This is a genomic window from Actinoplanes lobatus (assembly GCF_014205215.1).
Taxonomy (GTDB): domain Bacteria; phylum Actinomycetota; class Actinomycetes; order Mycobacteriales; family Micromonosporaceae; genus Actinoplanes; species Actinoplanes lobatus.
Window position 1 is genome coordinate 6,337,333 of record NZ_JACHNC010000001.1, and the last position, 13,982, is coordinate 6,351,314.

Below are 13,982 nucleotides of genomic sequence, written 5' to 3' on the forward strand. Positions count from 1 at the left end.
CGGTGGACATGGAAGCCTTCGCGGCTGAGGTCAACAGTGTCCTTGAACAGCATGCAGCCAAGGGACTGCCTAGCCCGCCCTTCGATTCATGGATTGCCTCCGACGCTGAACTGGCCCGAGTGGAGAGTGAGCTGCGGGTCCGGCTGCCGGAGAAATACAAGCAGTTCATGGTGACTTTCGGCGCGGGCCAGTTCATGTACATGGGCCTTATTCCGCCAGCGTCTCCGAACGGGCAAACAAGGGATATGGTTGAAAAGAATTCGGGTGACCACGAGATTCCAGGATTTGTTTCCATCGCAGCGGTCGGAACCGGCGACCACTGGGGCTTCATCACGGAGGACGGTATCTGCTCGGAACAGGTGAGCCTGTACGACTTCGAGGAGTCGTGCTTCTACCCGGAGGCGGATGACTTCCTGGAGTTCGTGTCCTGGCAGGGCCTCCACGCGGGCCGGGAAGGGTACTGAGTCGATCATGCTGGCGGCGAGCATGTGCGAGAACCTGAACTGGGGGCTCGTCTTCATCACCGACTCCGCACTGGAGGACACCGGCCTTCCGGAGACCTTCGGCACGGAGCCCGACAGCCGGCAGGTGGATTTCATGAGCAATGAGACCGCCACGGTGCTCCGGGTCCAGCACGGCAGCGACGGCGACGTCGAGGTGCGGCTCTGGGTCGGCGAGGAGGACTGGGGCAACCAGGGCGAGTTCGAGATCGGCGTCACGACGATCTCCGTGCCATCGGGAATGATCAAGGTCAGTGATGTTCTGGAGCAGAAGTTCATCCAGGTCAAGGTCGATCCGGGTACCTACCGGCTGCAGATGAACGGGGACAGTCCGAGCGAGCCGGCCGTCGTCGATCTGGTTCTGTCGAAGTAGCCGGGCCGTAGGGAAGTGACGGGCCCGCGCCGGGTAACGGTGCGGGCCCGTCTTCACGCTCCGCGCAGCGAGGCAGGGCGCGTGGTTGATTTCGATGCCTTCACCTCTGAGATCGAGCAGGTGGGGACCAGAAGAAAGGCCGGGACCGCCGCGATGTTCACCAAGGACGGCGTTTTCGGGGCCCCGCTGGTCTCCTTCGGGAAGAGGCGCATGCGCGATCGAGTGCCGGTGGTGGGACCATTGCCGGCGTGGGATCCAAACGAGGGCTGTTCCTGTCCGCTCTTGCTCGGTCGATCGAGAGTGGAGCCGCGCCCTGCCCGATGTGCGGCAAGGACAACCTCAGGCTTCGCTATGTCGCCGACCCGGTGAGCAGGGTGGGATACCTGGACGCCTGGTGTGACGACTGTTTCCGGGGTGTCCATGTCTCCCGGGTGAGTGTTCCGGACGGAGTGCGTTTCACGCCCTTCGGTGAATGCGAAGAAGGCGACGTGCCGAACTACACGACCGTCAACTGAGGCTTCAGATGAACGGGAACAGCCCCACCGAACCGGCCGTCGTCGACCTGGTGCTGCGGGAGGTGGGCGATGGACTTCGACGCCTTCGTGGCTGAGGTCGAGCAGGTCCGGGCCGCCAAGGGTGTGCACCCTCCCTTCGAGGCGTGGATCGCCTCGGACGCCGACCTGGCGCGGGTGGAGGCCACCCTGCGGACCCGGCTGCCGGAGAAGTACAAGCAGTTCATGAAGGTCTTCGGCGCGGGCCAGTTCATGTATCTCGGTTTCATCCCGCCGGTGTCTCCCGATGGGCGGATCAGGGGCCTCATCGAAAAGAACACCGGAGAGCATGAGATCCCGGGATTCGTCGCGATCGCCGCTGTCGGCACCGGCGACCACTGGGGATTCGTGAACGTGGACGGTGTCTGCTCGGAGCAGGTCTACATGTACACATTCGAGGACGAGAGCCTCGAACTCGAGGCCGACGACTTCCTGGCGTTCGCGTCGTGGGAGGGCCTGCACGCGGGCCGGGAAGGGTACTGAGCGCTCGTCGCGGGCATCCGGCGCGGGATAGGGTGGAGAGTGGAGCTGACACACAAAGAGATCTTCGAACGGTACGTGTACGCCGGTGCGATCACCCGGAACCCGGACGCGATCGCCGAGATGTTCACCGAGGACGGCGTGTTCGAGGCGCCGCTGGTCCCCGTCGGCCATCCGTTGCACCGGCCCCTTGTGGGCCGAGACGCGATCCGCGCCGGAATCGCCGAGTATCACCGGCTTCCTGCTCACCCGGGCACGATGAACGCGGAACGGTCCGCCTACGTTCTGCACGAGACCGGCGATCCGGACGTCTTCATAGCCGAGATCGACGTCGTCTTCGACAACCCGGCCGGGAGCCGGACGATGTCCCTGGTCCAGATCTTCCGTCTCCGCGACGGCCGGATCGCCAGGCTCCGCGACTACTTCGCGGAGCCGCCATCCGGTCGAACGTAGATCCGTACGGCTTCGACGGCGACCCCGCGACCGCGGGCCCAGGGATGGACGGCGTAGCTGATGTAGACGTGATTATGCCCCGAGCCTCTTCCAACGGCCTTCCGAGATCACCTCGACGGCGCCGTCGACGACCTTGATGGCGGTCTGCTCGTCGATGACGTAGGACGGGACGTCGAGGTCGGCGGCCCACCGCTCGGCGTCTTCCATGGTGTTCGTCGGGAAGAGGTCCAGGTGCGGGAAGATCGAGAAGTCGACGACACCCAGGGTTCGGTCGTCGGGCGCGGACGGCCACTCGACGAAGTACCTTCCGATCCGGGGCGTCATCACCATGCTCCCGGCGCTCACCCCCACCCAGACCGTGTCGGGCAGCGACGGCAACAGATCGGCCAGCCCGGACTCCCGCATCCAGTGGTACAGGTAGGTCGCGTCACCGCCGTCGACCAGGAGTACGTCGGCCTCCCGGACCCACGGGACCCAGCGCTGTTCGCCGATGGTGGGCAGCGCGGTGAGTTCGAGGACCCCGACCGACGCCCAGCCCAGACCGGACAGGTGCTCGAAACCGGGGGCCGCGGCGACGAAACCTCGCACCGACCTGGGGCCGCACGCCGGATGCCCCCACTGTGCGGTCGGGATGCAGAGGGCGTGGCACTCGGCGATCGGCTTGCCGAGAAGTTCCACGAGCGCGGCCTCGATGCTCGGGTTGGTGACCCCACCCGAGGTGAGCAGGAGCTTCACAGTGCCTCCGGTTTCGCGCGAGGATCATGGATCGTGCCCGGAACCGATCGTAGTTCGGGGATCCATTTGGGCGTTGCGGTCGACCCGACGGCCGGGGATGCGGGTCAGGCGGCGGAGCGCCGGAAGCGGCCCCACAGCGACTTCCTGGGATTGGATGGCGGCTGTGTCAGCGCGGCGGCTGTCTCTCTGTCGATGACGATGCTGTTCTCCTCGATCGCGCTGTTGACGAGGATGCCCCGGCACTCCGGGTCGCTGGCGGCAATGCGCAGTAGGTCCTCGCCCGACACGCCCGCGTTGAACCGGGGGCCGTAGTTGCGGATGAACGCCTCCGGGTCGGCGAAGGTGAGGATCCGTGACTGTCCGTCGCCATAGGCGGTTCTGCCCACCCTGAGCGTGCCGTCGGACATCAGCCGGCCCTGGTTGTCCTGCACCGGTGTGCCGGCGACGACGACGCCGACAGTGGAGGTTCGGAATAGCGCGACGAATCGCCCGTACGTCGTCTGGTCTTGACCTTGAACGTGTTCGGCCATGACGTCGGACAGCGGGGTGTCGCTCATGGATGAACCGTACCGGTGATTCGTGTGGCGTCGATGCGTTAGAAACGTTTCGTGTTCGACTTCGAGGGGCCGCGGCAGCGTCGTTCCGTGGGACGCGGGATGTGGCCGTGGCTCGTCGGGCTGCTTCTTGGCGTGGGCGGGTTCCTGCTGGTGGCCAACCTGGTGGTGTCGGCGTTGCTGGGTGGGTCGACGGGTGCGGAGAACGCCCGCGACGAGATCCTCGGAACGGAGGCGCCGCAGGCCGTCCGTGAGTTCGCGGTGGCGAACCCGGGTTCGGGGCAGGCCTCGGTGGACTGGCTCACCGACTACTTCCGAATCCGGGGCGACACGGTTCTCGGCTCGGCCTCGGAAGCGGTGGACGTGCGGATGGTCCGGGTGGCGACCGGGGACGCGCTGGGTCAGCCGACCGAGTCGGAGACCGTCATGGTCTGTCTGCGTTTCGATACGTCCGCCGACGCCACCTGGTCCCGGACATCCGGCGTCCGGGCCAGGTTCCACGAGATCGAGTGCCCCTAACTACCCGGAATTTGTGCTAGCCCTGGTCCGAGGGGTCGGCGGCGGACTCGTTGAGGAGCCTGCTGGCGATGTTGGTCAGTGCCTGGTCGACGAGGGCTCGGTCGTCGGGGTCGGTCATGGTGATGTCGTCGAGGTGGGCGTCGAGCCACTGCCGCCAGGCGTGCTGGACGCGGTCGAGCTGCTCCTGCCCCGCTGGAGTGAGGTGGATGGTGCCGTCGGTCTGGTCGGCGTAGCCTGCCTGACACAGTTCGCTGAAGGCCGGTTGGATCACTTCGCGTGGCAGGCGGTAGACACGGGCGATGGCGGGCAGCTCGGCCCGACCTCGCGTGCTGGTGTGCAGGTGGGTCTGGTGCAACGCCCAGACCTGGGCGGCGGTCAACGTGCCGCCGGTGCTGGCGAGGACGTGTTCGAGCACCAGCCGCGCGCCAGCCTGGTGCATGATGTCGCTGACCTCCCGTTCCAGTTGGTCGATGCGGTCGGCGGAGGTGGGGGCGGAGAAGCCGTCGCCGACGTCGCTGGCGGCCGCGCGGGCACTGCCGCGCAGTGGTACCTCCTTGAGGAACCAGGCGACGACGAATCCGAGCAGCGCCACCGGCACGACCCAGCGGAAGACGTGCTGGATGCTGCTCTCGTACGCGGCGATGATCGGCGCGGCCTGTGCCGGCGGCAGCTGGTGCAGCAGCTGCGGGTCCTGCGCTGCCGCAGCGGCGCCAGCCGGGGCGCCGGCGAGCACCCCGGCCAGTTCGGACGCGAGGTGGTTGCCGTAGAGGGTGCCGAAGATAGCGGTACCGAAGGCGCTGCCCAGGGTGCGGAAGAAGGTGACCCCCGATGTCGCGGTGCCCAGGTCGGTGTAGGGGACGGTGTTCTGCACCACGATCGTGAGGACCTGCATGGACAGGCCGATGCCCAGGCCCAGCACCAGCATGAAGACCGACTCGATCCAGACGCTGGTGGCGTGATCCATGGTCGACATCAGGTACAGCCCGACGGCCATGACCGCGGTGCCGATGATCGGGAAGGCACGGTAGCGGCCGGTGCGTCCGACCACGCTGCCGGAGAGGATCGAGGTGGTGAACAGCCCGATCACCATCGGGAGAGTACGGATGCCGGAGCCGGTCGCGGAGACGCCCTTGACGTACTGGAGGTAGATGGGCAGGAACGTCATGGCGCCGAGCATGGCGAAGCCGACGATGAAGCTGAGAACGGAGCAGACGCTGAAGACGGAGTTGGCGAACAGGCGCATCGGGAGCATCGGTTCGCGGGCGTGCAGCTCCACGGCGACGAAGCCGGCCAGCAGCAGCGCCGAGGCGATGAACAGCCCGATGATGACCGGGGAGCTCCACGCGTACTCGTTGCCGCCCCAGGAGATGGCCAGGATCATCGCGGTGGTGCCGGAGGCTACCAGCGCGATGCCGAGGTAGTCGATGATCGGACGTCCGGGAGCGCGCAGCGAGGGCAGCGTGCGGGCGGCCATGATGAAGACCACGATGGCGATCGGGACGTTGATGTAGAACGCCCACCGCCAGCTCAGATGGTCGGTGAACAGCCCGCCCAGGGTGGGCCCGATGACCGTGGTGACGCCGAAGACCGCGCCGAGGGCGCCCTGATACCGGCCCCGGTCCCGCAATGGGATCACATCGGCAATCAACGCCATCGCCGTGACCATCAGCCCACCGGCGCCCGCGCCCTGAATGGCGCGGGCGCCGATCAGGAAGAGCATGTTTCCCGCCAGCCCGCACAGCGCCGAGCCGCCGACGAAAATGACCGTGCTGACCTGGAAGACCAGCTTGCGACCGAACAGGTCGCCGAACTTGCCGGCGAGCACCACGGCCACGGTATCGGCCAGCAGGTAGGCCGTGACGACCCAGGACAGGTGGGCGGCGCCGCCCAGGTCCGCGACGATGGTCGGCAGCGCGGTTGCCACGATCGTCTGATCGAGCGCTGCCAGCAGAATCCCAAGCAACACCGCCACGAAAATGGTGTTGATCTGCCGTTTACTCAGCACCGGCGCGGTGGGGGCGTCGGCCAGGGCGGTATTCGACATAACGGTAGTCTCACGCGTGCGGCCGGTGCGGCGCCGCCGGACGCGCAAACTGCGCGGTACCCGGGGCGGGCCCACTGCGTCCTTGCGTTGGTAGTGCAGCCTTGTCCGGGTTACCGGGACTGGTCTTGACCCCAATCCTCACAGATCGTGGACACGGGGTTTGTGCGGCGGGGGTCAGCGTCGCCTAACCGGCCCGGCTGAGGGCGGGGGAGTCGCCGCGGGTGCGTTTGACCGCGTACATGGCGGCGTCGGCCTGGGCCAGCAGTTCGTCGGAGTCGCCCGTGCCGTACGGGGACCAGGAGACGCCCAGGCTGGCGTGCGGCACCAGGGTGTGGCCGCCGATCTGAACCCGGGCGGCGCTGAGCGCGGTGAGCAGGTCGGCGCCGATCCGGTCGGCGTGTTCGCGGCCGGCCACGTCACGGCAGACGGCCACGAACTCGTCGCCGCCGATCCGGCCCACGATGGCGCCGGAGGGTACGGCACTGCGCAGACTCGCCGCCACGTGACTCAGCAGCAGGTCGCCGGCGGCGTGGCCGTACCGGTCGTTGATGGGTTTGAACGAATTGAGGTCGAGGAAGACCACCGCGGTGCCGGCGTGCGCGTCGGCCGTGTCGAGTGCGTCGTCCAGCGCGGCCACGGTGGCGGCCCGGTTGTGGCAGCCGGTCAGCGCGTCGAAGGTGGCCTGGCGCCACAGCCGTTCGCGTAGCAGAGCCTCCTCGGTGACGTCTGCCAGGCAGATGATCGCCCCGGTGACGCTGCCGGAGTCGTCGGTCAGCGCCCGCAGGTTGGCCCTGATCCGGCGGATGCCCGCGCCCGGTTTGCGGTGCCCGTACTCGATGTCGGTGTCCTCGCCGGTCAGGACGCCGGCGAGGGCGTCGCCGACGCGCGGGCGGTCCACCGGCTCGGCCAGCTCCAGGAGGGAATCCGTGAGGATGTCTCCGACCTGGGCTTTCACCTGTTGTGCGGCGCGTTCGTTGAGGAAGGTGATCCGGCCGTCGTGGGCGGTCTGGAGGATGGCCAGGGGGATCGTCTCGGTGAGCCGGCGCATCAGCTGCTCGGCGGCGCGGACCGCCTCCTGGGCCACCATCTCGTCGGAGATGTCGAGCATCTCGGCGACCACGCGGGGATGGCCGGGGTCGGCGAGGAAGTTGTGGTTGGTCACCTCGAACCAGACGGTGTGGCCGTCGCGGTGCAGGTGGCGCAGCCGGACCCGGCGGGCCGAGCCGTGCGGGGTGCTCAGCATGTCCATCCAGCTGGTGATGGCCCGCTGCTGGTCGTCGGGGTGGACGAGTTCGAGGGTGCGCTGCCCGACGAGTTCGGCGGGGGTCCAGCCGAGCAGGTCGATGATCTCCGGGCCGACCTCGGTGACCACGGAGACCGGGCTCTTGTGCATCGTGACCAGGCGGGGCCGGACGAGCTCGGGTTGCAGGGTGAGCTCGGCCTCGAGCCCCGATCCGCTGACGATCCCGAGGTAGACGCCGTACCGGTGGGTCATGTCGATGAAGTGCATCCGGGCCAGAAGGTCGGGTGCGGCGATCAGGTGGACCAGGCAGTTGGCCACGCCCGCGGTGACCGCCTCGGACCAGGCGTCGATGACCAGCCGGTGATCGTCGACGACGGCCAGCCCGAGCATGGAGGACGCGCTCTCGATCGGGCGCAGCCCGGTGTCGGTGACCTCCCGGGGGATCGGGAGGAACAGCCCGTTCGCCCCGATGGCCCCGATGAAGGCGTCCGGGTGCTGTGCCAGCACGGCTGTGAAAACGGCGTCCCGGTCGTCGGGCTTCAGTTGGATGTCGGCCACACGGCTCTACATCGACGGCCGGACCTACTTCTTCAGGGATTCCTGGTAGAGATCCGCGTAGGTGGGGGAGTCCTTGATCAGTTCGTCGCAGAAGGCGGCGACGTCCCGGCCGGTGACCTTCAGGACCGGCTGGCCGGCTGCGGCGCCCTCCTCGAAGAAGTCGACGATGCCGGGGAGCAGTGGTCCGTCGGTGAGGTCGACGGGCCCGACCTTGAACAGGTAGCGCTGCATCTCCTGGTAGACGATCTGATAGTCCGGCGGGAGGGCCTTGACCCGGGCCATGTGCGCCCGCCACTGCCGCTTGCCCTCGATGAGGTCGTGAATGCCCATGTCAGCCTCCCAGCCTGGCCAGTTTGCGTGCGACGTTGCGGTTCAGCTGCTCGCGCCACCGGTCGCGTTGGGTCCGGGCGCCCTCGCCGCCGGCCAGGGCCGCGCAGAAGCCCGGGATGTCATCGCCGAGCACCTCGCGGGTGCTCTGCCCGTCGGCGGCGGCCTCCTCGAGCAGGCCGAGGGCGGCGTCGACGATCGGCAGCAGGTTGCGGCCGGAGAAGTTCGTGTAGGGCGCGAGACCGTTCGTGATCTCCTGCCACGCTGCCTGATGGTCGGCCGGTAGCGCCTGTGCCCGGGTTTCGAACGCCTGCCATTCCCGGGTGAGGTCGCTGCCGGTGACGGTTTCCCAGAAGCTCATCCGCGGGCCTCCTTGAGCCTGTCGATGCGTGCGGAGACGTACTCCCACTTGGACCAGAACGTGGCGAGTTCCCGGCGGCCGGCTTCGTTGAGTGTGTAGAACTTGCGCGGCGGGCCCACCTCGGATCGCCGTTTCGTGACCTGGACCAGGCCGTTGCGCTCCAGGCGGAGCAGGATGGTGTAGACGGTTCCGTCGATGACGTCGGTGAAGCCGAGGTCGTTGAGCCGGCGGGTGATGGCGTACCCGTAGGTCTCCTCGCCGGCGATGATCTCAAGGACGCAGCCTTCGAGGGTGCCTTTCAGCATCTCGGTCAGGTCCTCCATGGCGGCTCCTCTACGGGTCGGTACCTCGTACTACCAAGTACCACTATACGGTAGCACCGAATACCGCGCGGCGCCCGCCGGGCCCTGTCCGTCAGGAATCAGGCGGAACCTCGTCAACGGAGTGGCCGCATGAAACCGCAGACCGCATTCGACTCCCTGCGTCAAGGGATCGAACGATACGTCGAGAAGGGTGATGCCGGCGGATTGCGGTCCGATGAGGCGAGGGCGGCGGCAGCGGTGCTGGCGAACGCGTTTCCCCGGATCGAGGCGGACGGTCTACCGCTTCCGGTCTGCAAGATTCTGGCCACCTACCACTGGCTTGCCTTCTACGTCGATCACCGGCTGACCGATGCCCAGCAGGCGGTACGGCTGTTCCATCACCTCGCCGAGATCGACATCGGCCACGTTCCACCCGAGTTGCACGTGCTTTTCCGCCGGGACGGCTCGGGGAACCGAGAGCCCGGGCAGATGCTCGCCGACGCCATCCGGATCCTCCAGATGATCGAACTCGTGCAGGCGCCGCACGCTCTCGACGAGGCGATCCGGCTGCTTCGGGCACTGGTCGCCGAGCACCTCGATCAGTTGCCGATGAAGACTCCGGCGCTGGCGAATCTCGGCATGGCGCTACTGAAGCGGCACGCCGGCATCGATGATCTGGACGAGGCGATCCGGCATCTGAACGCCGCCCTGGAGCTCGGCGAGGTCGAACCGGAGGCGCACGCCGCCCTCCGCAACAACCTGGCCGTCGCTCTGAGCAACCGGTACCGGGCCACGGGCGAGGTGGCGGACCTGCAAGTGGCGCTCCAGCACTGCCGGGCGGCCGTGCTGGAGGTCGACGTCGTGTCGGGCGTGTTCCCGCGGTTGCTGGGCACGATCGCCGACCTCCTGCTCCAGAGGCACGCCATGCTGGGCGGCACCGATGATCTTCGGGAAGCGGCCCTCTGGCAGCGGTGGGGCCTGGGCGCGCGAGACAGCGACGATCTGAGCCAGGCGGGCATGCATGAGGCGCTGAATCGGGTGTGCCGTGTGCTCTACCGGCACAGCGGATCCATCGCCGACCTCGACGAGGGCATCCGCGCCGGACAGGAGGCCCTGCGCTGTCAACCCGACGGTGGGGGTTCGGACAGCTGCCAGATCCTCACCGGCCTCGCCGAGGCGTTCCGGGAACGCCATCAGGCAACCGGTGAGCCCGCCGACCTGGCGAGCGCCGTCGGCCACTACCGGCACGCGCTGAAGCTGGTGGTGGGCGCTCACCTCACGGTCACGATCATGGTCGGCCTGGCGACGGGCCTCGCCGATCGCTTCGCGCGCTTCGGTGAGCCGGCGGATCTGGCGGATGCCATGCGGCTGTCGGCGTCGGCGATGGCCTTGAGCGCACAAACCGACCACGACCTCAGGAGCTTGGCGCTCGGGGCCCGTGCCCGGATCATGAGGGTCCACTTCGAGGTCACCGGCGACCTCGCCGTCCTCGACGAGTCGATCGCGATCCTGACCGCCGCCATCGAGGCGATGAAGGTGATCTCGCATCGCAGCGAACAGGAGCACGCGAGTCTCGGGATCGCCCTGCTGGCCCGGTACGGAGCGACGGGAGACATCCGGGATCTGGACCGTGCGGTCGAGGTGGCCGGCCAGGCGATGGACGCATCCGATCCGCAACGGACAGACACCGTCATCACGAAGTCGTATGTGGCGGAGGCGCTGCGTCTCCGCTTCCTGGCGACGGGATCGGACGAGGACATCACCAGGGCGGTCGAGTTGCTGGAGGAGATCGTCGACGTGCTGCCGCCATCGTTTCCGGGCCGGGCGGGCTACCTCGTCAATCTCGGTGTCACCCTGGAGCAGCGCGACCTCGGCGCGTCTCTCGCCGCCTTCGCCGGCGCGTCCGGAACACGCACCGCACCCGCTTCCACCCGCCTGATCGCCGAGTCCCGGGCCGGGGAGCTCCTCATGGGAGCCGACCGGCCGGCCGAGGCCGCCGAATCCTACCGGCGGGCGGTGGAACTGCTGTCGGTGGCGGCGTGGCGGGGTCTGGGCCGCCGGGGCGGCGAGGCGATGCTCGCCCGATGGAGCCATCTCGCGTCCGAGGCCGCCGCCACCCACCTCGGCGCGGCACCCCTGACGGCGATCCAGGTCCTGGAGCAGGGCCGCGGCGTCCTGTGGACGCAGTGGCTCGACATGAGAGGAGACCACGATCTCGTCCGGAGACGGGCGCCCGAACTCGGGCAGCGGCTGCTCGAGATCCGGTCCGCCCTGGACCGGTTGGACCGTGACCCGCTGTATCAGCCGGCGAGCCCGGCCCGGTAGGCGTAGACGGCCACCTGCACCCGGTTGGCCGGCCCGAGTTTGCCGAGCAGCGCGAGCACCTCGCATTCCCGCGGGGTAAGGACTCGCACGGCGGTCCGGGCGGTCAGCCGGTCTTGATGATCATGACGCGGCCGGCCGTGTGCCGTGCGCGGATCGACTCGGCCGCGGCCAGGCCGTCCATGCCGGGCATCCGGATGTCGAGAAGCGTCACGATTCATGCATTGTGTCCGTCTTCGGTCAGTTCCCACCAGCCCGGCTTGGTGCCCTGCTTGATGAGACCCTCTTTCGCCATCTGCATCCGCTCCCACTGAGGCGGGGCTGCGCGGATCTTGAGCGGACAGTAACCTGACGCGGCTTACAGGTTTTTCACAGCAACAGAGGTGTACATGTCTCAGCCGCAGCCGCCGGCTCACCCATATCCGGATCCCGTCCAGTCGTACCCGCCCGCCGGTCCGGGCTTCGGGCAACAGCCCGTCGTCGCCTGCCGGATGTGCGGATCGGTGCCGGCGAAGAAGACCACCTTCCGCGGGCACCAGGGAATGATCATCGTGATGCGGTTCCTCAGCGTCGAGGGGCCGTTCTGCCGGGACTGCGGTCTGGCCACGTACCGCCAGATGACGTCGAAGACCCTGGTGCAGGGCTGGTACGGCTACGGGTCGCTGGTGATCACGCCGATCACCGTTCTGATCAACCTGATCCGCCGCCGGCACGTCGCCGGGCTGGACGCGCCGCAGCCGAACCCGTACGGCCCCAGCCGGGAGCCGATGGACCCGGGCCCCCGCCTGCTCGAGCGCCCGATGACGTGGTTCGGCCTGACGATCGTCGCCGCCCTCATCGGGTTCGTGGTCTACGCCCTCTCGCAGGGCTGATCCGCATCGGGGCCGCCGTGCAGGCAGACGGCGGCCCCGGCGCCGATCGACGACCGGGCGCACACTGGCAGGATGGGGCGGATGGTGATTCGCGGTGCTCTGGGCGTACTCCTCTGTCTGGTTTTGATCCTGATCATCGTGTGGACCGCGCAGCGCAGGCTGATCTACTTCCCGGACCGTGGGCGGCCGCCGCTCGCGGCGGGCGCGCGCGAGGTCACCTTGCGCGCCGCGGATGGGCTGCGGCTCACCGCGTGGCTTTTCGAACCCCTTCCCGGTACGCCGAAGCGAGCCGTTTCCGTGCTGGTCACACCGGGCAACGGGGGAAACCGGGCGGGCCGGGCGCCGCTGGCCGCCGCCCTGACCGCCCGGGGCCTGACCGTGCTGCTGCTCGACTACCGCGGCTACGGCGGCAACCCGGGTAGCCCGTCGGAGTCCGGCCTGGCCCTGGACGCCGACGCCGCCCACGCCTACCTGACCGAGATCGGTCATCCGATCCTCTACTACGGAGAGAGTCTCGGCGCCGCTGTGGCGACCGCCCTGGCGATCCGTCATCCACCGGCCGGGCTGCTGCTGCGTTCCCCGTTCACCGACCTGGCCGCCGCCGGAAGCGCCCACTACCCGGTCCTGCCGGTCGGCCTGCTGCTGCGCGACCGTTTCCCGGTGGCGTCGCTGATCTCGCGGGTGACCGCCCCGACCGCGGTCGTCTACGGCACCGCGGACCAGGTGGTGCCGCCGGAGCAGAGCCGGGCCGTGGCCGGGGCCGCCGCCAACCTGACCCACCTGGCCGTGGTCGACGGCGCCGACCACAACGATCGCGTCCTGCTGGACGGCCCCCAGCTGATCGACGCCGTCGTCGCCCTCACCGCCGGTCAGAGGTAGTTGACGCCGGTCAGTTCCTCGGCCGCTGTCCAGAGCCGTTTGCCGACGGCTGGATCGGCCGCCTCCCGGCTGATTCGGGCTTCGGTGACCGGGCCGCGCGTTTCCCAGAGCCGGGACGGGCCGAAGAACTGGCCGCCCCGCACACCGGGCCCGGTCGCGGCGCGCAACTGCGGTAGCGCGCCCTGCTCCACCGACTGGGTGGCCGCCAGGCCGGCCCACGCGATCAACTGCCCGAGCCGGCCACGGTGCTCCCAGGCCCGTGGAGTCAGATTGGTGCGGGTCAGACCGGGATGGGCCAGCGCGCTGACGATCGGCGAGCCGGCGGCGCGCAGGCGGCGGTCCAGTTCGATGCCGAAAACCGTGGTGGCGAGCTTGGACCGGCCGTAGGCGCGAGCCGCCCGGTAGTCACGCTCGAACATGAGGTCGTCGAAGTCGAGATGCGCGTTCTTGTGGGTGATCGAACTGAGACTGACCACCCGGGATTTCCGCGCCGCGGCCAGGTTGGCGAGCAGCAGGCCGGTCAGCGCGAAATGGCCCAGCATGTTGGTGGCGAGTTGCCGCTCGAAACCGTCGGTGGAGACGCGGCGCGGACCGAGCAGCACCACGCCGGCGTTGTTGATCAGCACGTCGATCGCCGGATGGTCGGCGGCCAGCTTCGCCGCGAACGCGCGTACCGAAGCGAGCGAGGCCAGGTCCACCTCGCGCACCTCGACGTCGCCGCCGATCCGGTGGGCGGCCTCCTCGCCGGCCGCGGTGTCGCGGACGGCGAGCACCACGCGGGCGCCGTGGCGGGCCAGTTCGGTGGCGGTGACCAGGCCGAGGCCCGAGTTCGCGCCGGTCACGACGGCGACCCGGCCCCGCTGGTCGGGAATGCGGTCGGCGGTCCATCCGGTCATCAGGTGCTCCTGG

The 13,982-nt window shown here is 68.6% G+C and carries 17 protein-coding genes; 9 read left to right on the forward strand and 8 right to left on the reverse strand.

The features are described 5' to 3' along the window. Positions 1 to 8: 8 nt before the first annotated feature. The 5 genes from BJ964_RS29020 to BJ964_RS29040 all read left to right on the forward strand — a co-directional run bounded on the left by BJ964_RS29020 (position 9) and on the right by BJ964_RS29040 (position 2,357). Positions 9 to 464 (forward strand): SMI1/KNR4 family protein, encoded by a 456-nt coding sequence (locus BJ964_RS29020; protein WP_229806800.1) that lies wholly within the window; start codon positions 9 to 11, stop codon positions 462 to 464. Positions 465 to 471: 7 nt separating this feature from the next. Further along, the gene (locus BJ964_RS29025; protein ID WP_188123643.1) at positions 472 to 873 is read left to right on the forward strand and encodes a hypothetical protein; all 402 of its coding nucleotides are present in this window, start codon (positions 472 to 474) and stop codon (positions 871 to 873) included. Between the two features lie 248 nt (positions 874 to 1,121). Continuing rightward, the gene (locus BJ964_RS29030; protein ID WP_188123644.1) at positions 1,122 to 1,388 is read left to right on the forward strand and encodes a hypothetical protein; all 267 of its coding nucleotides are present in this window, start codon (positions 1,122 to 1,124) and stop codon (positions 1,386 to 1,388) included. 69 nt (positions 1,389 to 1,457) lie between these two features. Continuing rightward, the gene (locus tag BJ964_RS29035) at positions 1,458 to 1,907 is read left to right on the forward strand and encodes an SMI1/KNR4 family protein (RefSeq protein ID WP_188123645.1); all 450 of its coding nucleotides are present in this window, start codon (positions 1,458 to 1,460) and stop codon (positions 1,905 to 1,907) included. A 39-nt stretch (positions 1,908 to 1,946) separates the two neighbouring features. Further along, positions 1,947 to 2,357, forward strand: a complete 411-nt coding sequence (locus BJ964_RS29040) for a nuclear transport factor 2 family protein (RefSeq protein WP_188123646.1) — start codon at positions 1,947 to 1,949, stop codon at positions 2,355 to 2,357. Positions 2,358 to 2,429: 72 nt separating this feature from the next. Here BJ964_RS29040 and BJ964_RS29045 read toward each other — a convergent pair whose 3' ends face one another. Together BJ964_RS29045 and BJ964_RS29050 are read right to left on the reverse strand one after the other, a co-directional pair. Beyond that, positions 2,430 to 3,092, reverse strand: a complete 663-nt coding sequence (locus tag BJ964_RS29045) for a Type 1 glutamine amidotransferase-like domain-containing protein (protein WP_188123647.1) — start codon at positions 3,090 to 3,092, stop codon at positions 2,430 to 2,432. A 104-nt stretch (positions 3,093 to 3,196) separates the two neighbouring features. Further along, positions 3,197 to 3,649, reverse strand: a complete 453-nt coding sequence (locus BJ964_RS29050) for an SseB family protein (protein ID WP_188123648.1) — start codon at positions 3,647 to 3,649, stop codon at positions 3,197 to 3,199. 51 nt (positions 3,650 to 3,700) lie between these two features. Between BJ964_RS29050 and BJ964_RS29055 the strand changes: the two genes are divergently transcribed. Next, complete coding sequence (locus tag BJ964_RS29055; RefSeq protein ID WP_188123649.1) at positions 3,701 to 4,165, forward strand: hypothetical protein; 465 nt, start codon at positions 3,701 to 3,703, stop codon at positions 4,163 to 4,165. Positions 4,166 to 4,181: 16 nt separating this feature from the next. On the opposite strand, the gene BJ964_RS29060 is transcribed toward BJ964_RS29055, so the two are convergent. The 5 genes from BJ964_RS29060 to BJ964_RS29080 form a co-directional block, all read right to left on the reverse strand. Next, positions 4,182 to 6,209, reverse strand: a complete 2,028-nt coding sequence (locus tag BJ964_RS29060) for an MDR family MFS transporter (RefSeq protein WP_188123650.1) — start codon at positions 6,207 to 6,209, stop codon at positions 4,182 to 4,184. A gap of 184 nt (positions 6,210 to 6,393) precedes the next feature. After that, complete coding sequence (locus tag BJ964_RS29065) at positions 6,394 to 8,010, reverse strand: sensor domain-containing diguanylate cyclase (protein ID WP_188123651.1); 1,617 nt, start codon at positions 8,008 to 8,010, stop codon at positions 6,394 to 6,396. A gap of 24 nt (positions 8,011 to 8,034) precedes the next feature. Then, entirely contained in the window at positions 8,035 to 8,340 is a 306-nt protein-coding gene (locus BJ964_RS29070; protein ID WP_188123652.1) for a DUF1048 domain-containing protein, read from the reverse strand. Between the two features lies 1 nt (position 8,341). After that, complete coding sequence (locus BJ964_RS29075; protein ID WP_188123653.1) at positions 8,342 to 8,698, reverse strand: DUF1048 domain-containing protein; 357 nt, start codon at positions 8,696 to 8,698, stop codon at positions 8,342 to 8,344. Then, the gene (locus BJ964_RS29080; RefSeq protein ID WP_188123654.1) at positions 8,695 to 9,021 is read right to left on the reverse strand and encodes a PadR family transcriptional regulator; all 327 of its coding nucleotides are present in this window, start codon (positions 9,019 to 9,021) and stop codon (positions 8,695 to 8,697) included. Before BJ964_RS29080 ends, BJ964_RS29075 begins: the two co-directional genes overlap by 4 nt. A 129-nt stretch (positions 9,022 to 9,150) precedes the next feature. Between BJ964_RS29080 and BJ964_RS29085 the strand changes: the two genes are divergently transcribed. The 3 genes from BJ964_RS29085 (at position 9,151) to BJ964_RS29095 (ending at position 13,073) form a co-directional block, all read left to right on the forward strand. Continuing rightward, positions 9,151 to 11,325 carry an ATP-binding protein gene (locus tag BJ964_RS29085; RefSeq protein ID WP_188123655.1) on the forward strand — a complete coding sequence of 725 codons (2,175 nt, stop codon included), beginning with the start codon at positions 9,151 to 9,153 and terminating at the stop codon, positions 11,323 to 11,325. A gap of 386 nt (positions 11,326 to 11,711) precedes the next feature. Continuing rightward, positions 11,712 to 12,194, forward strand: coding sequence for a hypothetical protein (locus BJ964_RS29090; protein ID WP_188123656.1), 483 nt, complete (start codon positions 11,712 to 11,714; stop codon positions 12,192 to 12,194). 81 nt (positions 12,195 to 12,275) lie between these two features. Beyond that, entirely contained in the window at positions 12,276 to 13,073 is a 798-nt protein-coding gene (locus BJ964_RS29095; protein ID WP_229806783.1) for an alpha/beta hydrolase, read from the forward strand. On the opposite strand, the gene BJ964_RS29100 is transcribed toward BJ964_RS29095, so the two are convergent. Further along, positions 13,064 to 13,969, reverse strand: coding sequence for an oxidoreductase (locus BJ964_RS29100; protein WP_188123658.1), 906 nt, complete (start codon positions 13,967 to 13,969; stop codon positions 13,064 to 13,066). The genes BJ964_RS29095 and BJ964_RS29100 overlap by 10 nt on opposite strands. Between the last annotated feature and the right edge of the window lie 13 nt (positions 13,970 to 13,982).